17 protein-coding genes are annotated in these 23,049 nt (G+C 41.4%); 7 read left to right on the forward strand and 10 right to left on the reverse strand.

Annotated elements, in window-relative coordinates:
- Positions 1 to 136: 136 nt before the first annotated feature.
- Positions 137 to 2,893 carry a phosphoenolpyruvate carboxylase gene (locus tag HXT44_RS06900; protein WP_012913687.1) on the reverse strand — a complete coding sequence of 919 codons (2,757 nt, stop codon included), beginning with the start codon at positions 2,891 to 2,893 and terminating at the stop codon, positions 137 to 139.
- A 206-nt stretch (positions 2,894 to 3,099) separates the two neighbouring features.
- On the opposite strand from HXT44_RS06900, the gene HXT44_RS06905 reads away from it, so the two are divergent.
- Positions 3,100 to 4,821, forward strand: coding sequence for a threonine/serine ThrE exporter family protein (locus HXT44_RS06905; protein WP_103013742.1), 1,722 nt, complete (start codon positions 3,100 to 3,102; stop codon positions 4,819 to 4,821).
- A 98-nt stretch (positions 4,822 to 4,919) separates the two neighbouring features.
- Here HXT44_RS06905 and trpS read toward each other — a convergent pair whose 3' ends face one another.
- Positions 4,920 to 6,011 carry a tryptophan--tRNA ligase gene (gene trpS / locus HXT44_RS06910; RefSeq protein WP_103013743.1) on the reverse strand — a complete coding sequence of 364 codons (1,092 nt, stop codon included), beginning with the start codon at positions 6,009 to 6,011 and terminating at the stop codon, positions 4,920 to 4,922.
- A gap of 145 nt (positions 6,012 to 6,156) precedes the next feature.
- Between trpS and HXT44_RS06915 the strand changes: the two genes are divergently transcribed.
- The gene (locus HXT44_RS06915; protein ID WP_421782865.1) at positions 6,157 to 6,537 is read left to right on the forward strand and encodes a DUF3073 domain-containing protein; all 381 of its coding nucleotides are present in this window, start codon (positions 6,157 to 6,159) and stop codon (positions 6,535 to 6,537) included.
- 117 nt (positions 6,538 to 6,654) lie between these two features.
- Here HXT44_RS06915 and HXT44_RS06920 read toward each other — a convergent pair whose 3' ends face one another.
- Positions 6,655 to 7,071, reverse strand: a complete 417-nt coding sequence (locus HXT44_RS06920) for a sterol carrier family protein (protein WP_103013745.1) — start codon at positions 7,069 to 7,071, stop codon at positions 6,655 to 6,657.
- Positions 7,072 to 7,307: 236 nt separating this feature from the next.
- Here HXT44_RS06920 and HXT44_RS06925 point away from each other — a divergent pair, with 236 nt between their 5' ends.
- Positions 7,308 to 9,797 (forward strand): glycogen/starch/alpha-glucan phosphorylase, encoded by a 2,490-nt coding sequence (locus HXT44_RS06925; RefSeq protein WP_421782867.1) that lies wholly within the window; start codon positions 7,308 to 7,310, stop codon positions 9,795 to 9,797.
- A 200-nt stretch (positions 9,798 to 9,997) separates the two neighbouring features.
- Here the strand turns inward: HXT44_RS06925 and HXT44_RS06930 are convergent, their stop codons facing one another.
- Complete coding sequence (locus HXT44_RS06930) at positions 9,998 to 10,207, reverse strand: hypothetical protein (protein WP_004106126.1); 210 nt, start codon at positions 10,205 to 10,207, stop codon at positions 9,998 to 10,000.
- 161 nt (positions 10,208 to 10,368) lie between these two features.
- Between HXT44_RS06930 and HXT44_RS06935 the strand changes: the two genes are divergently transcribed.
- On the forward strand, positions 10,369 to 11,073 hold the full coding sequence (locus HXT44_RS06935; RefSeq protein WP_004106124.1) for a rhomboid family intramembrane serine protease: 705 nt from the start codon (positions 10,369 to 10,371) through the stop codon (positions 11,071 to 11,073).
- A 256-nt stretch (positions 11,074 to 11,329) separates the two neighbouring features.
- Entirely contained in the window at positions 11,330 to 12,643 is a 1,314-nt protein-coding gene (locus tag HXT44_RS06940) for a THUMP-like domain-containing protein (RefSeq protein ID WP_119522349.1), read from the forward strand.
- Between the two features lie 63 nt (positions 12,644 to 12,706).
- Here the strand turns inward: HXT44_RS06940 and crgA are convergent, their stop codons facing one another.
- Entirely contained in the window at positions 12,707 to 13,099 is a 393-nt protein-coding gene (crgA, locus tag HXT44_RS06945; RefSeq protein ID WP_004109527.1) for a cell division protein CrgA, read from the reverse strand.
- Between the two features lie 77 nt (positions 13,100 to 13,176).
- Between crgA and HXT44_RS06950 the strand changes: the two genes are divergently transcribed.
- Both HXT44_RS06950 and HXT44_RS06955 read left to right on the forward strand, forming a co-directional pair.
- The gene (locus HXT44_RS06950) at positions 13,177 to 13,932 is read left to right on the forward strand and encodes a DUF881 domain-containing protein (RefSeq protein ID WP_004109529.1); all 756 of its coding nucleotides are present in this window, start codon (positions 13,177 to 13,179) and stop codon (positions 13,930 to 13,932) included.
- A gap of 45 nt (positions 13,933 to 13,977) precedes the next feature.
- Complete coding sequence (locus HXT44_RS06955) at positions 13,978 to 15,084, forward strand: class E sortase (protein ID WP_004109532.1); 1,107 nt, start codon at positions 13,978 to 13,980, stop codon at positions 15,082 to 15,084.
- Positions 15,085 to 15,486: 402 nt separating this feature from the next.
- Here the strand turns inward: HXT44_RS06955 and pknB are convergent, their stop codons facing one another.
- Genes pknB through HXT44_RS06980 form a run of 5 tightly spaced genes read right to left on the reverse strand, consistent with a single transcriptional unit; the run spans position 15,487 to position 23,047 of the window.
- Positions 15,487 to 17,490 carry a Stk1 family PASTA domain-containing Ser/Thr kinase gene (gene pknB / locus HXT44_RS06960; protein WP_076002513.1) on the reverse strand — a complete coding sequence of 668 codons (2,004 nt, stop codon included), beginning with the start codon at positions 17,488 to 17,490 and terminating at the stop codon, positions 15,487 to 15,489.
- Positions 17,487 to 18,449 (reverse strand): serine/threonine-protein kinase, encoded by a 963-nt coding sequence (locus tag HXT44_RS06965; RefSeq protein WP_116431998.1) that lies wholly within the window; start codon positions 18,447 to 18,449, stop codon positions 17,487 to 17,489. Before HXT44_RS06965 ends, pknB begins: the two co-directional genes overlap by 4 nt.
- Positions 18,446 to 19,912: a peptidoglycan D,D-transpeptidase FtsI family protein gene (locus HXT44_RS06970; protein WP_004109541.1), complete on the reverse strand. Its 1,467-nt coding sequence runs from the start codon at positions 19,910 to 19,912 to the stop codon at positions 18,446 to 18,448. Before HXT44_RS06970 ends, HXT44_RS06965 begins: the two co-directional genes overlap by 4 nt.
- Positions 19,905 to 21,386, reverse strand: a complete 1,482-nt coding sequence (locus HXT44_RS06975; protein ID WP_004109544.1) for an FtsW/RodA/SpoVE family cell cycle protein — start codon at positions 21,384 to 21,386, stop codon at positions 19,905 to 19,907. Before HXT44_RS06975 ends, HXT44_RS06970 begins: the two co-directional genes overlap by 8 nt.
- The gene (locus tag HXT44_RS06980) at positions 21,383 to 23,047 is read right to left on the reverse strand and encodes a protein phosphatase 2C domain-containing protein (protein WP_004109546.1); all 1,665 of its coding nucleotides are present in this window, start codon (positions 23,045 to 23,047) and stop codon (positions 21,383 to 21,385) included. The genes HXT44_RS06975 and HXT44_RS06980 overlap by 4 nt, the downstream gene beginning before the upstream one ends.
- Between the last annotated feature and the right edge of the window lie 2 nt (positions 23,048 to 23,049).

The following is a 23,049-nucleotide window of genomic DNA, read 5'->3' on the forward strand; positions in this document are numbered from 1 at the left end:
CTATCGTTACTGTGTTAAATAGAAAATATGCTATAAAAGCTAACAAAATTTATAAAATATGATTATAAAAAGAAAAGCCAACGCACAGCTAATAAAGCAGTACGAAGGCTTTTCTTAATCATATAAACTTATAAAATCATCCAGTATTCTGCAAGCCTGCAGCAACACCAGAAACAGTGCAAAGAATAAGGTAGATGAACTCTGCCTGCTGGCTTTCGCTAAGCTCTTCTTTGTCTACCTTGTTGCGAAGCTTGTGCAATGCAAGCGACTGGATTACAGATAGCGCGTCAACATAAGGCGAGCGCACGCGAATTGCCTGACCGAGCACGTGACGATGTTGCAAAGGCCACTTGTCGTCAACAATTTGCAAAACCCACTTGCGAGTAAGCTGCATTTCTGAAAGTACTTTATCACTCAAATCTTCGCGATCTCCAAGGCTTAAGTACATGCGAGCAATACGCTCATCCGTTTTAGCCAAAGACATCTCAATATTGTCAATAAAAGTACTAAACAGCGGCCACTCTTCGTAAGCGCGACGCAAAGTTTCCAAATCGCCAAACTTTTCGCAAGCAGTACCCAATCCGTACCATGCTGCTAAGTTAATGCGAGCCTGAGCCCAGGAGAACACCCACGGGATTGTGCGCAAATCATCCAACGACTTCGCACCCAAACCGCGCTTAGCTGGGCGAGAACCGATTGGAAGCAAACCAATCTCACTAAGCGGCGTAACCGTAGAGAACCATGGAGTAAAGTCATCCGTTTGCAGCAAATCAAGGAAACGCTCATGAGCTGCAACATCAAGTTTTGCAGCCATATCCGCATACTTCTTCGTCATATCAGTGTTAGTTTTCTCAACACTTGGCGAAGACTGAAGCAAAGTTGCAGAAGCAACGGATTCAACGTGACGAATAGCAAGAATTGGATTGCCATATCGTGCGAAAATAACCTCGCCCTGCTCAGTAAGCTTGAAGCGGCAGTTGACGGAACCAACTGGCTGAGCAAGCACTGCACGGTTTGCAGGACCGCCACCGCGACCAACAGCACCGCCGCGGCCGTGGAACAGTGTCAAATCAATATCGTGCTTCTTAGCCCACTTAGCAATGCGCTCCTGAGCAGAATGCAAAGCAAGCGTTGCGGAAGTAGGACCAGCATCCTTGGAAGAATCCGAGTAGCCAAGCATAACTTCCATCTTGCGGCCAGTAGCCTTAAGACGAGCTTGCACTTCAGGAATTTTAATGATCTCCTCAAGCACATTTACAGAGTTTTGCAAATCTTCCAACTGCTCAAACAGCGGAATGACGTCGATTGTTGGCGCATCCTGTGGGTGAGCGAAAGCAAGACGATTTAGCTCAAATACGTCACGTACATGCTGAGCAGACTTTGCGAAGGAAATAATATAACGTCGAGCAGCGCGCATACCGTTGCGCTTTTGAATTGCTCCCAAAGCGCGGAACGTATCGAGTACTTCACGAGTCATTGGCTGAAGCGGACCGCGTTCGCCATGCAATCCATGTTCGCGAATATCTTCCAAAGCGCGAGAATGCACGAGAGAATGCTGACGGAATTCCATTTCAACCATGTGGAATCCAAAGGTTTGCGCTTGCCAAATCAAATCCTGCAAAGGACCATATGCAGCACGAGGATCTCCGCCTTCTGCCAAAGAGCGTTGCACAATTTGCAAATCCTCAATGAAATCTTCGCAAGAATGATACATCAAATCCGTATCGCGGCTAATAGTGCGATGCAAACGGTCAGCCATTACCAACATTACTGCACGATGTGGCTCACTATTAGAAACGTCTGAAGCGTTTTCTGTAAGCTGTTCGCTCATTTCGCGCTGACGATTCCACAACTCAAGCAACTCCACGCTTGGAGGAGTTGTGCGAGTTTCCATAGTTAAGCACTTGCCAACTTCGCGCGTGCGATTCTCCAAAGCTGCTAGCACGTGATCGCTAAACTTTCGAGCGACTTGACGGCTCACTTTAGCTGTCACATTAGGATTGCCATCTCGATCTGAACCAATCCAGCTTCCTGGATGGAAGAATGCAGGGCAACGCGGAGGAACTAATCCAGCCTTCTTACCAAGCAGCCAATCGTCAAATCGACGATACACGACTGGAATCGTGTCAAACAAAGTGGCGTCAAAAATGTCGAGAATGGTGTCAGATTCTTCAACTGGAGTTGGCTTCTTCAAAGCAATCGGAGAAGTGCGAAGAAGCGCATCAATTTCGTTATAGAGACGTCGATAATTTTCGCGCTTATCAGATCCGCCTAAACGATGATGTTCGCTTAGTAATTGCGAAATTCTGCGAATCTTACCTGCAACGGCTTTACGACGAGCTTCAGTTGGGTGCGCGGTAAATACAGGATGAAACTCAAGCTTTGCAAGCAATTCTTTCGCTTCAGCAGGGCTCATTTCAGTGAGCAACTTGTGATAAGCACAAGTTAGTTCGTTAACTGGATCAACAGGCAATGAATCTTCAACTTCACATTCACGCTGATGAAGTACAGAAACACGATAATTTTCCTCGCACAAATTTGCCAAGTGGAAATATGTTGCGAAAGCACGAGCTAAAAGCTGCGTATCGTGCAAATTCATTCCGTTGAGCTTGCTAACAGCTTTACTTAAGCCATCATCTGCAGTTACTTTTGCGTCTACCATTTGCGCAAAATGAGCCGCACTAGCTTCTACAGCATTCAAACGCACATCGTCGAATACTGCTAATAATTTTTCATCGAATTCGCCAAGAACATCGCGAAGAATATGCAAGCACAAATCCATGTCTTGCTTAAGTGATGCTGGAAGGTCACGTTCCTCTGGGCCTTTTCGCCCTAAACCAGACGTAACAATAGTTGCGTCTGCCGGAGTAACCTGCTGATTTTCTGTTGCCATCAGACCTCCTTACGCCAGACTAAGGTTGCTTGGTCGTCTGACTTCCGCAGCTCCTCCGCGGTTATGTAGGTCAGAAGTTGCAAGCCCACAGCCTTGTTTCCAGCGAGATACCAAGTTAATTGTGAAACTACCACCGGACGTAGTAAAGAATGCTGATTTAGCAACAAAATATAACTCGGCAACGGGGTTGCGTATACTAAAAAATTGTGAGTACAGCAGAGAATAATATTGAGAATAATGAATACGACAACAGCATCAACAACTGCGATTGCGATAAGCCTGAAATTCTTTCGACTGGTCATATAGTCGGAAAACCTTCTGGGCGTTTTCATACTCATGCTATTCCACTCGATATGGACGATGTTGAGCGAGATTGGGATAAGCCAGTTACGCAAGCAGGAATTGCTGCGAAATCGAGTATTATTATTCGCGTCGGTGCGCTCGGTTTAGGAGCAGGCACAGGAAGCTACCGAGTTCGCGAGCTTATGCACAGAATCGGCGAACCAATGGGTGTACATGTGCGCGCAGACGTGAATCTCACAGATATTGAGGCAACTTGTACTGATAAGCATGAGCGAATTACTGAAGTTGTAGATCTTCCAACCACAGGTGTTAACACTGAGCGCATTTGGCTTCTAGAACATTTTGCAGATTGGTTTAACGTCAAGCTTGGAAACGATTCTTTATATCACTCTAAAGCTGCTGTTTCTAAGGAATTAGTTGACACATTGCAAGCGAGCGACGACGAACATACCATTGTACAAACAGCTAAGCAGTCTGAAGAAAATGCTACTAAAATTGCAAAAAAGAAAGCGTTGCAAGAAGCTATAAAAAAAGAAAAACCACGCGGCATTTTTGCATTGCAGCCAGAAAGTGCTTACGCTGAACATTTTTCGCACGTAAACGCATCTAATAGTAATGACGAATCTAAAAATGATCATCCTCTTACAGTTAGGGAAGTACACGACCGTCTTGATTTGATTAAAAATAGGAAACCGCTATACAAACCGTGGTTTGCTGGTCTTGCTTCGGCAGTTGCTTGCGCATCCTTTGCGTTCTTGCTTGGCGGTGGCATTTACGACATGATTGGTGCTTTTATTGGAGCAGGAATCGGTCACTATATTCGTCGCAGAATGTTTATGAAGCATCTAAACCAGTTTGTAGTTACATTCGTAGCTGTTGCAATAGGTGCACTATCATGCATTGGGGCTTTGCGTCTTATTGGCTTCTTTGACCCTAGCGCGCTCAATCACACAACTGCATATATTGGCTCAGTGTTGTTTGTTATTCCTGGATTCCCTCTTATTACAGGCGGTTTAGATATTGCAAAAATTGATTTCCCTTCAGGAATTCAACGACTTTGTTACACAATGGCTATTATTTTGATGGGAACTCTTGCGGGATGGACAGTTGCAAGCCTTGTACATCTCAATCCTCAAGGCTTCCCTCCTCTCGGATTAAATCCTTGGCTTAACGCAGTTCTTCGATTTATTACAGCTTTTGCCGGAGTATGGGGCTTCTCAGTTCTGTTTAATTCTCCACAACGAATGTGCTTAGTTGCTGGCGTTATTGGCGCTATTACTGACACATTGCGTTTAACTATGACAGATTTTGGAGTTGCTGCCGAAATTGCAGCTTTCAGCGGTGCTTTATTGGCAGGTTTGCTAGCTTCTACTTGGAGAACTATCGTTCGTCACGGATTAGCGCCTCAATATTTGGGTTATCCACGAATAGGTCTTACGGTTCCATCTATCGTAATTATGGTTCCTGGACTTTATATGTATCGCGCAATGTTTTATCTTGGTCAATTTCACACGCTTCCAGCGTTAGACTGGACTTTCCGCGCTTTCATGGTAATTATTTGCTTACCTATTGGTCTTGCTGTAGCACGCGTTATTACAGATAAAAGCTGGCGTTACGACGTGTGATGTTCTAAGTTTCAGTTCGTTAATTTTTAACAAAAAGCCGCTTACAAGTTTTCTTGCGAGCGGCTTTATTTTTTATTAATTTACTTATTGAAATTTAATTAATACTTCATTCCCATAGCATCTCGCACTTGGGAAAGCGTTTCTTCTGCAATAGCATTTGCACGCTTATTGCCATCATGCAAAATGTCTCGAACAGTATCCATATCTTTTGCAAGTTCTGCACGACGCTCACGGTGAGGTGCCAAGAAATTATTTACATTTTCAATTACGTAAGCTTTCAATGCGCCAGCACCAGCGTTACCAATTTCTGCAGCAATATCTTTAGGATCTCTACCTGTAACTAAACCTGCGGTAGTAAGAAGCGCAGAAACTTGCGGACGAGTTACTGGATCAAAAGTAATCATCCTCTCAGAATCAGTTGGACTCTTCTTAATTAATTTGGCAGTTTCTTCGGCAGTAGCCCCGAGCATAATCGAGTTACCGTAAGATTTACTCATCTTTCGTCCGTCCAATCCTGGAATTTCAGGAGCATCAGACAAAATTGCTGCCGGCTCTGGGAACACTGGATTCTTTTTTGCATATCGCTCATTAAAACGACGCGCGATCGTACGAGTGATTTCAACATGCGGCAAATTATCTTTACCAATCGGCACAACATTAGCTTTACAGAACAAAATATCGCAAGCCTGGTGCACTGGGTACGTAAGGAGCAATCCGGTTAAAGCATGTCCAGATGATTCCATTTCCGACTTTACAGTAGGATTCCTGTGTAATTCTGCTTCTGTAACAAGCGAAAGGAAAGGCAACATAAGCTGATTTGCTGCAGGAACTGCGGAATGAGTAAATATCATTGTTTTTTCAGGATCAATTCCGGCAGCCATATAATCCAGCACTAAATTCAAAACATTATCTTCAATATGCTCAGTGGTGTCACGATCAGTAATTACTTGATAATCTGCAATAATAATATTGGTTTTTACTCCGCGCTGCTGCATTGCAACACGCTCACGAATAGATCCAAAATAATGTCCTAAATGCAAACGACCAGTTGGGCGATCTCCAGTAAGCATAGTAAAAGACGAAGGGCTAGCTTGTAACTTTTCAAGCGTTGCATCTGAACGTTTACGCGCTGCAAGGAAGCTTGCGCTCATCTCATTACCAGCAGCTGTAACCTGTGCTTCTTCCGGCATTTTAGGCTCCTTAATTGTGCGTATTTTTACGCTGAAAATATGGCTTTTATGGTAAAAGTTTACACAGACAATATACTCGGTTGCGGTTAAGTGGTACGCTCTTGTGTGATGAACTGATTGTTACTTAATTTTTAGAGGGGGTCAGATGGGCCGCGGACGACAGAAGGCAAAGCAACAGAAAATTGCCCGTAAGCTCAAATACCTGACGACCGATACGGATTATGACGAGCTTGCTAAGGAACTTAATTCCAGCGAACCCGGACAAGGATCCTTCGATCCATTTGCGTCGAGCGAAAGCTATGAGGAAGATACATATCTTCCAGAAGAGAATGACACAAATCAAGAAAATGATGCCGTTGATGCTTCAAACGAAGATGATTTAGACGAGTATGCCAAGTGGGCTGCGGAAGCAGCTGCAAAAGCCGTTAGCAGCGAAAACTCTTCTACAAACTCAGGAGCGCACACGCCAGCGCATCATCATATCCCTATGCCAATTCCAAACTTCATACACAAACACGACAATTAAAAATTAAATTTATTAAAATTATTTTATTTACGTATCCTGGGCATTCGAAATACTGTTTGCCCAGGATATTTGTAAATACACGCTGTAAATACGCAATTAAGCTACAATAAAGCCAACTTACAGCGGCAAAATATCGCTTAAATCATCACGCTCGCCAATTGCACTTATGTTGCCAAAGTCCTGTTCCTGATGCCATTTAGTAACACCACTCGCTAATCTAAGCCATACTTTAGGCTCAAGTTCAATAACATCTGGCGGTGTGAGATTATGCGGATCCGAAGCTGGTCCTTCCAAAATTTTTACTGCACCAAAAGGCGCAACTCTTACTTCTACTGCGCACCCAGGCACTTTATCCTCAAGAAGATATAGCGAATATCTAACCGCTAAAGCTTCGTCGTTTAAAGAGATATTTAAAATATTACTATTTATTTGCATGGCTTCTATGCCATTGCCAAGTGCTTTAATAGCAGATTCACGCCAGAATTGCCAAGCACATTGTCCTTGTTTTATATCTCGTTCAAGTATTACTGACATATTTTTATTATCTTCTAAACAACCTACTTTCAGCAATATATTTGTATTAAGACGTTATATACAAATATTTAAAGGGATTAGGTTGTGGTACTCTTGGGGTTATCGTGTGCATTCACATGCCTCTTGTAGTTATCTGCAAAGGTTATCTGCAAAATGGTGATGGTTTAATTGTCTAAACACAAAGTTTTAGGCTGCACACTTTTAGGAAATATATCAAACGGCACAAGGAGTCAAATATGACTAAACACGTCGCGCCGAAAGCCAAAACTACTGCGACGGCATTTGCCAAAGAACTTCAAGAGCACCTCAAGTACACCCAGGGTGTAACGCCAGAGCAGGCCACTACGGCAGATGTGTATGTTGCCGCTGCTACCGCAGTTCGTCGTCACTTGATGGACTCTTGGATGCAGACTCAGCATGACATGGTTAATGGCAACACCAAGGCTGTGGGCTATTTGAGCGCAGAGTTCTTGATGGGTAAGCAGCTTGAGAACGCTTTGTTGAACGCTGGTCTTACTGACCAATTCAATAAGGCTGTTACTAAGCTTGGCTTCGATCCAAAGGCAGTTATCAATGCTGAGTATGAGCCAGGTTTAGGTAATGGCGGTTTGGGTCGTCTCGCAGCCTGCTTCATCGATTCACTCGCCTCTATTGGCGTTCCAGCATTTGGCTACGGCATCCAGTATCGTTACGGCATCTTCAAGCAGCGCTTTGATGAAGAAGGTAAGCAGGTTGAAACCCCTGATTACTGGCTTAGCAACGAAGAGCCATGGGGTCACATTGATTATGGTCGTGACCAGCGCGTCAACTTCGGTGGTGAAGTTGTAGAGGAAAACGGCAAGCGCGTTTGGAAGCCAGCTTGGTCTGTTCGCGCAGTACCAGTTGACTACATGGTTCCAGGTTATAATTCTGGTCGCGTAAATACTCTTCGTTTGTGGACCGCTAAGTCTTACGATGAGTTTGATTTGCTCACCTTCAACAAGTCCGAGTACTTGGATGCTGTAAAGCCACAGGTTGCAGCAGAAAACATTTCTAAGATTCTTTACCCAGAAGATTCCACTCCAGAAGGTAAGGCTTTGCGTCTTGAGCAGCAGTACTTCTTCGTAGCTGCTTCTATCCATGATGCAATCCGCGTATTCTACCCAGGTCAGGATAAGCCGGATCTCACTACCTTCCCAAGCAAGATTAACTTCCAGTTGAACGACACTCACCCAGTTATCGGCATTCCAGAGCTTATGCGCGTTCTTATGGACGAGTACGGCTACGATTGGAACACCGCTTGGGGTATCACCACCAAGACCTTCAACTACACTTGCCACACCTTGCTTCCAGAAGCTTTGGAAGTTTGGCCAGCCAAGCTTATTGGCGAACTGTTGCCACGCCACCTTGAAATCATTCAGGGCATTAGCGAGCAGTTCCGCAACGAGCTTCGCGGTAAGGGCGTTGCTGAGGATCAGGTTGAGCGCATGCGCATCGCTACCGACGCTGACGAAAATGGCGAAGGTGCTGTAGTTCGCATGGCTTACTTGGCTACCTACGGCGGTTCTTACGTTAACGGTGTTGCTGAACTTCACTCTGAGTTGTTGAAGGATGTCACTTTGAAGGACTTCTCCAGCGTTTACCCAGATAAGTTCAAGAACGTTACTAACGGCGTAACTCCTCGTCGTTTCGTGCGCTTGAGCAACCCACGCATGTCTGCTCTTATTACTGAGGGCTTGGGCACAGACGCATGGCAGGGTAATTTGGAGCTTCTTGAAGGCTTGAAGCCATTGGCTGACGACAAGGCGTTCGTTAAGAAGTTTGCTGAAGTTAAGAAGCAGAACAAGCTTGCCTTCGTTGATTTTGCAAAGCAGAAGTATGGCTTTGAGATCAACCCAGACACAATGTTCAACACCATTGTTAAGCGTTTGCACGAGTACAAGCGCCAGTCCATGAAGATCCTCCAGGTTATCTCCACATACGCTGGAATCAAGAATGGCACAATCGACGTAGACAAGATGCTTCCACGCACCGTGTTCTTCGGCGCTAAGTCTGCTCCAGGCTATGCTATGGCAAAGCTCACCATTCAGCTCATTAACAATGTTGCTCGCGTGGTGAATAACGACCCAGCATGCAAGGGCAAGCTTGCAGTGTTCTTCCCACCAAACTACAACATCGAGTTGGCTATGAACTTGATTCCTGCCACCGATTTGGATGAGCAGATTTCTCAGGCTGGTAAGGAAGCTTCTGGTACCGGTAACATGAAGTTTGCTTTGAACGGTGCTTTGACTGTTGGTACTCTCGATGGTGCAAATGTTGAGATTCGCGAGCGCGTTGGTGCTGAGAACTTCTTCCTCTTCGGCATGACCGTTGACGAGGTTGAGAAGCTCTACGCTGAAGGCTATGATCACGGCGGCTCCCGTAAGTGCTATGAATCTGATCCTCGCTTGAAGACTGCTGTGGATATGGTTGCTGACGGCACCTTCTCCAACGGCGACAAGAGCGTGTATGAGCCACTCGTTAACGATTGGCTTACCCATGATTACTTCATGGCAATGGCTGACTTCAGCTCTTATATGGATATTCAGGCTCAGATTGAGGAAACTTACCGCGATCCAATGAAGTGGGCTCGCATGGCAGTCTTGAACGTAGCCAACTCTGGTTACTTCTCTTCTGACCGCTCTATCGAAGATTACCTCGATCGCATTTGGCACACTGGTGCTCTTCCAACACCTGTTGCTGAGTAATTGAGTATTCTCCAATAGCAATACATAGAAAATAAAAGGCGGAGGCTGTTAATCAGTTTCCGCCTTTTTGTGTAGATTTTAGTTAAATTGCATGTAAGACAAACGCTTTTGTTTGCAACAATTCTTTAGTAATTACAAATAAAGGCGACTACGAATATACGCAATCGCCTTTATTTTGGACTGTATAAAGCAAATGTCACTTATGCCTCAGCGGCAGGAGTATCGTTAGCTTCTTTCTCTTCTTTTTCTAACCCTAGGTCAATTGGCGAAGAACTGTTCTCCCATGGTTCCTCCCAAGGGTCATAATCAGGATTATGCTGCTTGTACACATACAACGCAGCAATACCTGCGAGCAGTGCTCCGAAGAGCAGTGCAAAGAACTTCCAACCGCCAGAGGATCTGTTCTCCATGATGGCTCCTTTCCGGTTAAGCTGACCTGCTCGTCCAAGTCAACAATCTATACCGCTTTTTGTCGCGTAATAACTATCATAGTTGCTTTTCTTCAGAGTTGCATCTTTTTTAAATAATGTTATTGATTAAATTTGTGAAGTAAAACCGATATCATAAGCATATGCACAACTTTGATATTAAAAATATTTTAAATAATATAAGACTTCGTTTTAACACAACCACAGCCATTTTAGTATATTCATGCATTTTTATTTGGATATTGGAAATGGTACTAAACTTTGCATATCCAAATTATTATTCGACTCTAATAAGCTATACTGCGTTTCTTCCAATTACTGCGTTACAAACACCTTGGACTTGGTTCACATCAATGTTTGTTCACGCACCAAATTTAACCCATATTTTCTTCAATATGCTATGTCTTTGGTCGCTCGGAGTTGAATTAGAACGATTCTTCGGTAAATGGAAGTTTTTTGGATTGTATTTAATATCCGGCTTTGGCGGAAGCGTAGCTGATATCGTATGGTGCAAACTCACTAATAATTGGTTCGTTGCTTCATACGGTGCTTCGGGAGCTATTATGGGGCTTATAGGTGCACTTCTCGTAGCACAATGGCGACTAGGAGAAAACATGCGAGGAACAATTATTTGGATTGCTATTACTCTCGCTATGCCAATTATTGTACCTAATATCGCTTGGCAATCACACGTTGGAGGCTTAATTTCAGGTACTGCAATTGCAGCATTGCTCGGAGTACAAAATCCGCTACTTAAAAAAGCTTCGTTTAATACGCGTTTCTTAGTATATTTTGTATCACTATTTGCTATTCTCACTGCTTGTGCAATGTTTTGTTTGAAGGCATAATTTGTTAAATTACACGTGTGTAGTTTTCCACCAATGTGCACAGGATTGTGTATAAGTTGTGCCTAAATTGGTGACAACTATATAAGTTATCCACATAGTTAATCACAAACGTTGACAACTTGCCTTTTTCAAACCTGTGCACAAGTGTATAAGAGTTATCCACAATTTAAGTTTTTTGTGGACTAAACTATCGACTACATAATTTTAACCTTTACTTGCTCTAAAATTTTCTACACCTCAACAAGGAATGAGATTCATGCCTACACTTCAAGTTCCAAAAACAATCGAACCAGCAAACGCTTCTACACTCACTTTTATTAAAGAAAACGCACAATTGTCACCAAGCAAAGCTGCTCTTAAAGCACCACGCAACGCAAATATCGACATACCTTTTGCAATTAACCAAATAGCAGGTAGACAGATTGCGCAACAAAAACTACCGAAATGGGCTTCCTGCAACGAAGTTATATACCCTGCGCATATTTCTATGGAACAGTGTTCTTCTCAATCAACAGCACAATACAAAGCAAATGTTGCAAAAGAATTACTCAACAAATTAAATTCAGAAAATTTTAGTAGCACACTTGTGGATCTTACTGGCGGCTTTGGCGTTGATTGCGCAATAATGTCTGAAGTTTTCGATTCTGCTATTTGTATTGAACAGCAAAACGAACTTTCTAGCATTGCACATCACAATATGAATGCACTTGGTATTACAAACGTAAAATGCTACAACAACAATAGCCTTGATGCACTCAAAAATATTCCTAAGTCAACGATAATATACGTCGATCCAGCTCGTCGTAACAAACAAGGATCTCGCACATACGCTATTGAAGATTGCACTCCAAACGTATTAGATCTTAAAAATCAATTGCTCACTAAAGCAGAAATAGTGATTATTAAACTTTCTCCAATGCTTGATTGGCACAAAACAGTTAGCGATTTTAGTGGCAATGTAGAAGCCGTACATATAGTCGCACATAGTAACGAGTGCAAGGAACTATTGATAATACTCAGCAACTCTCAGCACACAAAAGTACCAGTATATTGCGCAAACGATGATCAGATAACTGTTGTACAAGCAACTTACAATACTTCAACAAATCAGGTATCAATACAGCCTGGGTCAAATGTTTTAAATAATAGAGAAGAAAATAATAAAAAAGATAAAATTTTAGATATAAATAACTGGCAAGAATGGTCGCAATACGTTTATGAGCCAAATGCAGCAATCATGAAAGCTGGCTGTTTTTCATTGTTAGAAACTCAATACAATATACAACAAATCAGTGCGAATAGTCATGTTTACGTATCGGAAGAATACTACTCAGAATTTCCAGGAAAGACATGGAAAATTGAAAATATATGCAGCATGAATAAACGAGAAATAAAACAAACTTTTGCTGATATTACTCATGCAAATATTGTTACTCGTAACTTTCCAATACCTGTAGAAGCATTGCGCAAAAAATTAAACTTACAAGATGGCGGAAATACAAGAATTATTGCAACAACTGATAGCAATAAAAATCATATACTTATTCGCGCCGCAGCAGCAACAAAATAAAAAGTAGCTACGCAATATTTGCATAACTACTTTTAAAACATATTAAGCAGTTTGTTTTACAGACTAACGCCACCACATTGTCATAATGAATCCAGTCATTACTATTACTAATGCAATAACTAAATTCCATGCACCAATTCCAGGAATTGGAAGCACAGGGTTCAAATAATAAACAACAGCCCAAATTAATCCAACGACCATTAATGTGCAGAACAGCGGCACAAACCATGCAGCATTAGCTTTTGTGCCTTTAATGCTTTCTTCGACACGTCGCCTATTTTCAGCTTGTCTCTGCATCATTTGCTGAATCTGTGGAGAAAGCGCTGCTTTATCCGCAGTAGCATTCAACACTGCTTCAACTTCGTCCATAGGAACGCCATAAGTATTCTCATTTGACGTATCGCTCTTCTTTGCAGCGTCGTCAGCTGCAGTCGTGTGCAATTCTTCATCAGCCATAACTGTAACTCTCCAATCAATCGGCTACACGCTATAATAGTGGTTACACTCGAACGCGTGAAGGATGAAGATAAAATATGGCTAAGAGAACTGGGAAACATCGTGCTCAACACTCGCTGTTAAGCAGTTTTGCTGTTGCCGTTGCAGTATTTCTTACCGGCTATTTATTCGTTCTTAACTTGCGCGTAAACCGCTCTGCTTTTGTGACTTCTAATACGAGTCAAATGGTTGAAAGAAATTCACAGCGCACAAAAAATTTACGAGAAGATATAAAATCTTTAGATTCTAAAATTAATTTACTTAATAAAACGCTTGGTAGCAGCACTAGTGAAGGAAAAGAATCTTCTGATACTGGAAGTAGTACCGTACTTCCAAAACTTGAAGGACCTGGAATTGTTGTAACTCTTAACGACTCTCCTCTATGGAAAGGCGCAGTTAATGGTTCCGGAACATCCGGAACCATTAATGATTACGTAATCCACCAGCAAGATATTGAAGCTGTAGTAAATGCTTTGTGGCGCGGCGGAGCAGAAGCAATAACTATTCAGGATCAGCGAGTATTATTTAACTCCGCAGTTGTTTGTATTGGTAACGTTCTTATGTTGCAAGGTCATCAGTACTCGCCACCGTATAAAATATCTGCTATTGGTCCAATGGATAGCATGGTTGATGCTCTAAACAATTCACCAGCCATACACACCTACAAGGAGTATGTAAGTTCGTTTGGATTAGGATGGAAAGTGGAGAAAAAGAATAATCTGCGATTCCCTGAAGCATCGGCTTTGTTGCAACCATTAAGGTACGCAACAGTTCCTAAAGTGCTAAACAAATAAAATATGTTGCAAAGTCTTCATACATCAATAAAGGAGTAGCACACTATGCAATCTGCTAATATGCAGGAAGGAAAAACGAAGCGTAGCAGCTCGAATTTCTGGTGGCAAGCCGCTGGAATTATTGGCGAACTGTTGATAGCTTTTGCAGTTATTTGCGCATTGTACATTGCATGGCAAATGTGGTGGACTGGAGAGCAGGCTGAGCACACTCAAGTAGAGGCACGTCAAGCAATATCTTGGCAAAACCCAAAAACTGGTGATAAAACGAAGATTGCTTTACCACAGAATACTGACCCACCTGCTTTAAGCAAACCAAAGTCTGAAGACCTTGTAGCTCGTTTATACATACCACGTTTTGGAAATCAGTGGGAACGAAATGTTGTAGAAGGCATTACGCCAGACATCTTAAGCAAGCGTGGTTTAGGTCATTATCCAACCACACAAATGCCTGGTGCAATAGGTAATTTTGCAGTAGCAGGTCACCGAAATGGTTATGGTCAGCCATTGGGAGATGTAGACTTACTGAAGCCTGGCGACGCAATAGTAGTTCGTACAAAGGATTATTGGTTCGTCTATAAGTACACTTCTTACAAGATTGTTACACCAGATCACGGTGAAGTTATTGATGCAAATCCTGATCATCCTGGTGAGAAACCAACAAAACGTATGCTTACTCTTACAACGTGCGAACCTAAGTATACTGCTGCAACTCATCGCTGGATTAGCTACGCAAAATTCGCTTATTGGGCAAAGATTAGCGATGGCATTCCAAAAGAACTTTCTACTATTGATGAGCAAGGAAAAGTGAAGTTTATTAACAATGAGCAACAATCTCTAGTTTCTCGTCTTTCTTCACTAGTGCCAGTTATGGTGGTTGTTTTATTAGTGTATATGATGATTTTCGTAGCAGGAGCAATTGCTTGGCAATGGCCAGAACTTCGCGCTATTCATTCTGGATTAAAGAAAAAGCCTGATGCAAGCATTTTTGGCGGTCTTTTGCGCATACAACCAGGTATTACAGCGATTCGTTGGATTCTTTCGATTCTGATTTATTTCTTCATTGTATTAGCATTATTCCAGTGGATTTTCCCTTGGGGCGCATCTACAATTCCATTCCTTCAGCAGATGTCTAATTACTCAACAACTGTATGATAACGGGTTAAGTAGTAAGTTTTAAATATTCTTACGATTGCTTTAAAACTTACAAAATAAAAACATTTAAGGCGATTGCGTATGAAGCGCAGTCGCCTTTTGTTTATATTAATAAAATAAAAGCCTATAGAAACACATAAAATAACGCATTGCTGTAAAACTATGTCTAAATAAACAAACATATCTTAAACAGCTATTTTTTCGTTTTATCACATACTTTGCAACCTAATATAAGTCTATTTATGCAGATCTATTTTCACGCATCAATTTTTATAAGTAATATACGAATTTTATTAGAGATACAAACATTAGAGATACAAAAATGCTGCTTGTTCTACTTTTCTTGTAGAACAAGCAGCATATACATTATTTTTTACAGACTTAATCTAATACAAATCTAAATCAGTCTGAATCAGATGAAGAACCAAGGCTTGGACGTGTAACTAATGTAATCGCTTTGCCCTTCTCAACCTTGCTTCCTGCTTCCTCAGACATGCTCATGACTATATCGTCATCTTTTGCCATTGAATCAGATACTACTCTCAAACCTTTTGCTTCAAGTATTTTCTTCGCCTGTTTGAAGGTAACAGTACCAAGATCTATACTAGGAACTTCAACTTTCGAAGCACCTTGAGAAACATACACAGTAATAGAGCTGTGTGGTTTAACAGAGGAACCAGACGACGGATTTAGTCGAGTTACAGAACCTTCAGGCACATTATCTGAATCTTCCTTAACTACATCCGTAGTAAAACCAAAATTCTCTAATTGGCTAACCACAATGTCTTTGCTTTGACCAACAAGACCGTCAGGAATTTTAGTTAAACCGGATGCAATATATAAAGTAATTAACGTACCCTTATCAGCAAACGAATCTGCGTCAGGATCTGTGCGAGTTACATGATCTTTCTTAATATCTGCACTATCTTCTACTCGAACATTAGCAATCTTAAACCCAGCACGCTCAAGCATTTTACGAGCAGCTTCTTGCGTTTTACCACTTACATCTGGCACGCGAGTTGATTGTGGTCCAACCGAGAACCATACAGTCACCTTGGATCCAGAAGCAACATGCTCACCTCCACGCGGTGATTGCTTAGTAAAAGTTCCCTCAGGTTGAGAAGAATGATCATCTTCACGAATATCTGGAACCAAACCAAGTGCACGCAACTTTTCACGAGCAGCATCCTGCGTTGTTGTCTCCATAAATGTTGGAACTACAACATCTCCAGTAGCACGACTTCGATTGAGCATAAACAGCACACCCAGAAGAACTAATACTGTTACTAATACTCCAACTATAGATCCGATTACTACTCGTTTACGACGTTGCGCTTGCATTGTTGCTCTTTGTGACGCGCGCGTGCTAGGAGAAAATGCAATATTTGCAGATTCAACTTGACCAGTAATAGGATTGAACGATTGAGTTGCAGCACCATCTGTCATGCCCATAGCCATAGTTGCAGCATCCTGTTCAGCCTGTTTACGCGCCTTCATATTAGCTAAATCAGTCAATGGGTTAAACGCTGCTGCAACAGGCACTCCACCGTTCATAAACGCTAGAATGTCATTCTTAAACTCTGATGCTGTGGCATATCTATTTTGTCTATCTTTTGCCATTGCTTTAGCACAAATCTTGTCCCACATAGCAGGCATGCCTGGAACAAGTGTGCTAAGAGGTGTCGCCACTTCTGAAACATGCTGATATGCGATGGCAACAGCTGAATCTCCAATAAAAGGAGGACGTCCAGTTAGCATTTCATACAGCACACATCCTGCAGAATACAAATCAGAGCGCATATCTACTTGTTCACCACGAGCCTGCTCTGGAGACAAATATTGTGCTGTTCCAACAACACCTTGAGACTGTGTCATAGTTGTTGCAGAATCGTCAAGAGCACGAGCAATGCCGAAGTCCATTACCTTCACCATGCCCTGCTCGGAAATCATAATATTTCCAGGCTTAATATCGCGGTGAATAATACCCATTCTGTGTGAGTACTCTAAAGCATTGAGCACGCCAAGCATAACTTGTTCAGCGTCTCTCTGACTTAAAGCTCCATTCATTTTTAGAATATCGCGTAATGTTTTACCTTTAATGTATTCCATTACAAGATACGGTAAACGCTCTTCTAAGCCATTTTCTGCTATAACAGATTCTTCTCCAGAATCATAAATATTCACAATATTAGGATTGTTCATCTGCGCAATGGCATGCGCTTCCCTGCGGAATCGCGAAAGGAAAATCTCATCGTTCGCTAAATCGGAACGCATGATTTTCACAGCAACTGTACGACCTAAGCGCTTATCAACAGCAACACGCACTTCCGCCATGCCGCCGCGGCCAATAAGCTCCCCTAATTCGTATCGACCATTCGCTAATGAGGTGGGCATTGTGGTATTCATTGCTGCTCCTTGCGATCATTGATATTAAAAATATTAATAATATTTACTTGGTTTTGCGGCATACTTTTAATACATCTTCGTTGTCGCAAATTTGTAGAAAGTACTCCTGTTGTATTGTTGAAGGCTGTTTCTTGATCTAGCAGTCTGCGCTCAATACGAGATAATACTTTCGACACAACTAATGCATCTTTTGGACGATCTTTTGGATTCTTTGCAAGCATAGACATAATAAACTGTTGTAATTGCAAATCAACATTTTCTGGCAAAGGTGGTACAGGATCATTAACATGTGCAGCAGCAATATCTACCGGCGTTGCTCCAGTAAATGGACGATGTCCGCACAAACCTTCATATGCCACAACACCTAACGAATAAATATCAGATTGTGCAGTAGCTTGTTCACCTTGTGCTTGTTCTGGAGAAATATATTGAGCTGTTCCAACTACCATGCCATCTTGAGTGATCTGTTCTTGGTCACTGGAATATGACACACCAAAATCTGTGATTTTCACATTGCCAGTATCAGAAACCATAATATTTGCAGGTTTTACATCGCGATGAATTACGCCATGAGAATGAGCTACAAAAAGTCCTCGAGCTGTTTGAATAAGAATAGGAAGTAACTTGGTAGGATCAATTATTTTTTCTTTATGATACAAATCTGCCAATGATTTACTTGGCACATATTCCATAATTAGGAATCCAATACCATCGTGCTCATAATAGTCAAATAATGCTGCAATATTAGGATGCGCTAAATTTGCTGAATTATGCGCTTCAGCACGAAGACGACGTAATTTTGCTTCAACGTTTACGGTATCTGTACGTAACGCCTTAATGGCAACAATTCGCCCAAGTTGAATATCAAAGCCTTTCCAAACTTCTCCCATACCGCCTTGAGCAAGGCGGCGATCAAGTCTATAACGATGATGAACTAACTGTCCTTCAACGAGTTTCATTGTTTAAGCGCCTCCTCCATCACTTGTCGCATAATAGGTCCTGCCGCGTAACTACCAAATGTACTTGTGTTATGTACTATAACCGCTATAGCTATTCTAGGATTTTCAGCAGGAGCAAATCCAATAACCCAACCATTAGCAGCTTGATTATACATTCCAATCTGTGCAGTACCTGTTTTAGCCGCAACATGAATATTAGGTAAAGCAAGATTAGGATTTTCTTTTGTAACAACAGCCTGCATCATAGAAGTTAATTTAGATGCACTGTCACTACTCATTACTTGGTTCATAACGGTTGGTCTAGTTTGTGACAATACTGACAAATCGCTAGATCTTACACAATCAACAAGAGTAGGCTTCATCAATGTTCCATTATTTGCAATAGCTGCCGCAATCATAGCGTTTTGCAAAGGTGTAACCTTAGCATCACCTTGACCTATTGATTCCAGAGCTAGTCTATCTGGAGTTGGCTTAATAGAAAAAGTAGATTTCACGGATCGTATTGGGAATCCAGTAGAATCAGAACCATCAATAGGCAGCGAATCGAAGAATCCAAACTTTCTTGCCTGCTTTACAATTACGTCAGATCCTAAAGAATTACCCAATTGAGCAAAAGCAGTATTAGACGAATATGCTAAAGCATCCTCAAAAGATATTTTTCCATCAACGCCATTCGCTTGGTAAGTGACATTTGTAAGAGACGTCTTGGTTCCAGGCAAAACATAGCTCGCACCAGCAGGTATTTTCGTATCAGGCTTGTATTTTCCAGATTCTAATGCTGCTGCTGCAACAACAGTTTTGAACGTAGAGCCAGGAGCATAAAGCTCAGAAACAGCACGATTCAGCATAGGATTTGACACATCTGATGTTATTCTCTCATACGATTTATTTACTTCATTAATATTGTGAAGAGCAAGATCATTCGGATCATAACTTGGAGTGCTTACCATAGCGCGAATTCTTCCGGTTTTTGGCTCAATTGCAACTAAAGCTGCGTCTTTGCCTTTAAGAAGATTGTAAGCAAGATTTTGCAAACGTGAATCAATTGATGTTTCTATAGAAGCTCCGCGATTAGTTGCTCCAGTAAATAATGAACGGAATCTTTGCCAGAACAGAGCATCTGATTCTCCACTTAATAAACTATTACGAGAAGCTTCAATTCCTCTATCTGCACGCTGGCTAATAGAAAAATATCCAGTAACTGGAGCATATACTAATCCGTTAGAATACTGACGTTGATACACAAAAGCATCTTTAGATGGTTCAGATTTCACTATAACTGTGCCATCTGATGTAAGTATTGCTCCACGTGGAGCGCCAAACTCATGGTATAAAGCTCTGCGATTTCGAGGATCAGAATTTAGAGCATTCGCTTTAATAGAAGTAATAATTGTACTTGAAATACCAAGTATTACAAAAAGTACCAATACTGCAGTAAAAAGTTCTCTAAGACTTTTATTCATTGTTATCACCTCTTTCTGAAGAGGAAATAACAGCAGAAGCATCTATATTATTTTCATAATCTGTATTGTTATATTCACTATTATTTGTATTCGTATTAGCTCGCTCTTGCAATTCACGCTCGCGCAACGCTGCTAAGGCAGCGTATTGGAAAGTATCGGAAACAGGAGCAGGTTCAGGTTTATTTGCAGCGTGAGAAATAACAATAAGCAAAGATGCAAGCAAATAATTTGCTACTAAAGAAGAACCTCCAGCTGCCATATACGGCAAAGTTAAACCGGTTAATGGAATAACCAAAGTAATTCCACCAACAACAGTAAACACTTGGAAAGCCATAGTAAAAACAAGCCCTGAAGCTAATAATTTTCCAAAGCCATCTTTAATTTTCATTGCAGTAATCATTCCGGATGCAATAATAATTAAATACAAAACCAATACGGCTAGAAGCCCAGTAAGACCAAGCTCTTCACCAACAGAAGCATAAATAAAATCAGAATTAGCTAGCGGTGTTATAGAAGGATGACCTTGTCCTAAACCTGTTCCGGTTGTTCCTCCAGCAGCCAAACCAAACAATCCAGATACAATTTGCGCTGAGCCACCAGGGAAACGATTATAAACCGCATTATCAAATGGATGAAGCCACGAATCCACACGATATTGCACATGTGCGAATAACTTTACTGCCATCAAGCATCCAGCTACAAAAGCAATACCCCCAACAGCAATCCATCCTCTGCGACCTGTTGCCACATACAACATTGACACAAACATTGCGAAGAACATCAATGACGTTCCAAGATCATGCTGGATAACAAGCACACCCATTGATGCTGCCCATACTAAAGCAATAGGTCCCATGTCTTGTAAGCGAGGAAGGTGAACTCCCAAAACCTTATTTCCACCTACAGCAAGTCGATCACGATGATTAAACAGGTACGCAGCAAAGAAGAATGACAGGAAAAGCTTAGCAAACTCTCCTGGTTGCACTGTGTGATCTCCAAAACCTATCCAAATTCTCGCTCCACCAATTTCTTTACCTAATCCAGGAACCATAGGTGAAAGCAAAAGAATCAAGCCTATAACCATATTCACATAAGAAAAACGCCTTAAAATGCGATAATCTTTCAAAAGAATAACGAAAATAATTGATAATACTAATGCTGCACAAATCCACACCATTTGTTTTATTGCAACATTTGTATTATTTTGCCTATCGATTCTAGCTATAAGAACTGTTCCAATTGCAGTTAAAAGCATAATACAAGGTAAAATAGCTTGACTTGCATATGGCTGTTTAACAAGAAGAACACCCCAAAATACGAAAAACAGTGCCATAACGAGAATCAACATTGCTGCATAATTAGCAGAAATATAACCGTCAATACGGAAAAACATCTGTAAAAATGCCATGCCAGAAAGCAATGTTGCAAAAAGCAACAATGCTATCTGTCTGATACGCGTAGCAATCATATTCATGAGGTTTTACCCCCTTGCTTCGCGTTATCTTTATTTTTATTTATTTTATTTTCTAATTTCTTTTGATTCTGTTCATTAAGTTTTTCTTGTTCTCGCGCACGCATTTCTCGACGAATTAACGAAGCATGACCACGAGCCTCAACTAAGCTACCAAAACTAATACCTTCTTTTAATTGATCCTGCCAAGATTTATCTAGTTTATTAACAGGGATGTCAGTAGATTCCACTTTGTGAGATAATGCAATACCAAAAATATTTGTTGGCACTCCTTGATAAATAACAACTTTGTTACTGTCTTTTCCAATATAATATTGCGTTTGAGTCCACGCATATACTCCGTAGCCTACTCCAGAAATAACAAATAATACTAGTAATATTCCCAAAGATATGCCTATGCGAGTCCATCTACGCCTCAATGAATGAGCACGATGTGCCTCATCCTGCTCATGTTTAACAGCACGAGCAACATCTGGATCATGAGGATCTGTTGAAACTTTACCATTCTTTTTTTTGACTATAGGGATCTCATTAGTGTCAGGTGTATGTAATTCTCCAACTTCTTCACGAATGTGTGAAGGTTGCACAATTCTTGTAATAGATATTGTTCCTTCATCTGGATTTTTAGAATTATCATCATCTTGAGCTAGCGCAGCTGCTCTTTGAGCTGGTGAATTCTTATCTTCGCGCAATGCCGGTGCTGAAGCTACTGCTTTATTTACGATATCTGCAATTGACTCGAGATCCTTACTTGCAGCTCCTCCAATAAGTGGAGTTTGATGCGGAAGATCAAATGCATCAGCATCAAGTGCAAGCGTTGCATCTGCAATAACGGCTGTAACATTATCTGTACTACCAGCACGAAGTGCCATAGATACTAATTTTTGAGCGCATTCTTCTTGATTAGAAATACTACTCATCACATCTTGAATAGTTGAATCTTCAAGAACTCCACACAATCCATCAGAGCAAAGAAGCCAACGATCAGAAGGATGAGCTGAACGCAAAGCAATATCAGGACGAGGATCTATATCAAAATCACCTAGTACTCGCATAACAACATTTCGTTGAGGATGATTTCGCGCTTCTTCAGGCGTAATATGACCTGTATCAATCAAATGCTGAACATAACTATGATCAGTAGTCATGCGCATAAGATGATTATCTCTTAGTAGATACGCTCTAGAATCACCTAAATGAGCCAGAACCCAGTATCCTCTTACAAGAGTTACTGCAGTAACTGTCGTTCCCATTCCAGCAAGACGGCGCTCACGCTTAGCTTTACCAACAATCGCATCATGAGCAGCCATAATCGATGTTTCCATCATTGAAGAAACAGTTTTAACATCATGCGGTCTTGAATCTTGTTCAATATGTGCAAGAGAACGAATCGCTATAGTAGAAGCTGTATCTCCTCCAGCATGACCACCCATTCCGTCGCAAATTGCAGCTAAATGTTCACCAGCAAATGCAGAATCTTGATTATTACTACGAACAGTTCCAACATCACTGACAGCCGTAGCATACATAAAAAGTATTTTTTCTACAGAATTTGCGCGATTTTCTTTAATATCATTTTTATCTGTTATAGATGATATTTTTTCTATTTGCCCAGTAACTGCGGTCTGAATTTCTTCTTCGTTATTTGAATTGATTTGTTTCATTT

It is taken from the genome of Gardnerella sp. DNF01198P (genome assembly GCF_049244165.1).
Lineage (GTDB): Bacteria > Actinomycetota > Actinomycetes > Actinomycetales > Bifidobacteriaceae > Bifidobacterium > Bifidobacterium swidsinskii.

Excerpts from the sequence above, each read along its gene's own strand:
- HXT44_RS06900 (WP_012913687.1), bottom strand. The coding sequence starts at position 2,893 with ATGGCAACAGAAAATCAGCAGGTTACTCCGGCAGACGCAACTATTGTT.
- trpS (WP_103013743.1), bottom strand. The coding sequence starts at position 6,011 with ATGCCGGAAGAAGCACAGGTTACAGCTGCTGGTAATGAGATGAGCGCA.
- HXT44_RS06915 (WP_421782865.1), top strand. The coding sequence starts at position 6,157 with ATGGGCCGCGGACGACAGAAGGCAAAGCAACAGAAAATTGCCCGTAAG.
- HXT44_RS06920 (WP_103013745.1), bottom strand. The coding sequence starts at position 7,071 with ATGTCAGTAATACTTGAACGAGATATAAAACAAGGACAATGTGCTTGG.
- HXT44_RS06925 (WP_421782867.1), top strand. The coding sequence starts at position 7,308 with ATGACTAAACACGTCGCGCCGAAAGCCAAAACTACTGCGACGGCATTT.
- HXT44_RS06930 (WP_004106126.1), bottom strand. The coding sequence starts at position 10,207 with ATGGAGAACAGATCCTCTGGCGGTTGGAAGTTCTTTGCACTGCTCTTC.
- HXT44_RS06935 (WP_004106124.1), top strand. The coding sequence starts at position 10,369 with ATGCACAACTTTGATATTAAAAATATTTTAAATAATATAAGACTTCGT.
- HXT44_RS06940 (WP_119522349.1), top strand. The coding sequence starts at position 11,330 with ATGCCTACACTTCAAGTTCCAAAAACAATCGAACCAGCAAACGCTTCT.
- crgA (WP_004109527.1), bottom strand. The coding sequence starts at position 13,099 with ATGGCTGATGAAGAATTGCACACGACTGCAGCTGACGACGCTGCAAAG.
- HXT44_RS06950 (WP_004109529.1), top strand. The coding sequence starts at position 13,177 with ATGGCTAAGAGAACTGGGAAACATCGTGCTCAACACTCGCTGTTAAGC.
- HXT44_RS06955 (WP_004109532.1), top strand. The coding sequence starts at position 13,978 with ATGCAATCTGCTAATATGCAGGAAGGAAAAACGAAGCGTAGCAGCTCG.
- pknB (WP_076002513.1), bottom strand. The coding sequence starts at position 17,490 with ATGAATACCACAATGCCCACCTCATTAGCGAATGGTCGATACGAATTA.
- HXT44_RS06965 (WP_116431998.1), bottom strand. The coding sequence starts at position 18,449 with ATGAAACTCGTTGAAGGACAGTTAGTTCATCATCGTTATAGACTTGAT.
- HXT44_RS06970 (WP_004109541.1), bottom strand. The coding sequence starts at position 19,912 with ATGAATAAAAGTCTTAGAGAACTTTTTACTGCAGTATTGGTACTTTTT.
- HXT44_RS06975 (WP_004109544.1), bottom strand. The coding sequence starts at position 21,386 with ATGAATATGATTGCTACGCGTATCAGACAGATAGCATTGTTGCTTTTT.
- HXT44_RS06980 (WP_004109546.1), bottom strand. The coding sequence starts at position 23,047 with ATGAAACAAATCAATTCAAATAACGAAGAAGAAATTCAGACCGCAGTT.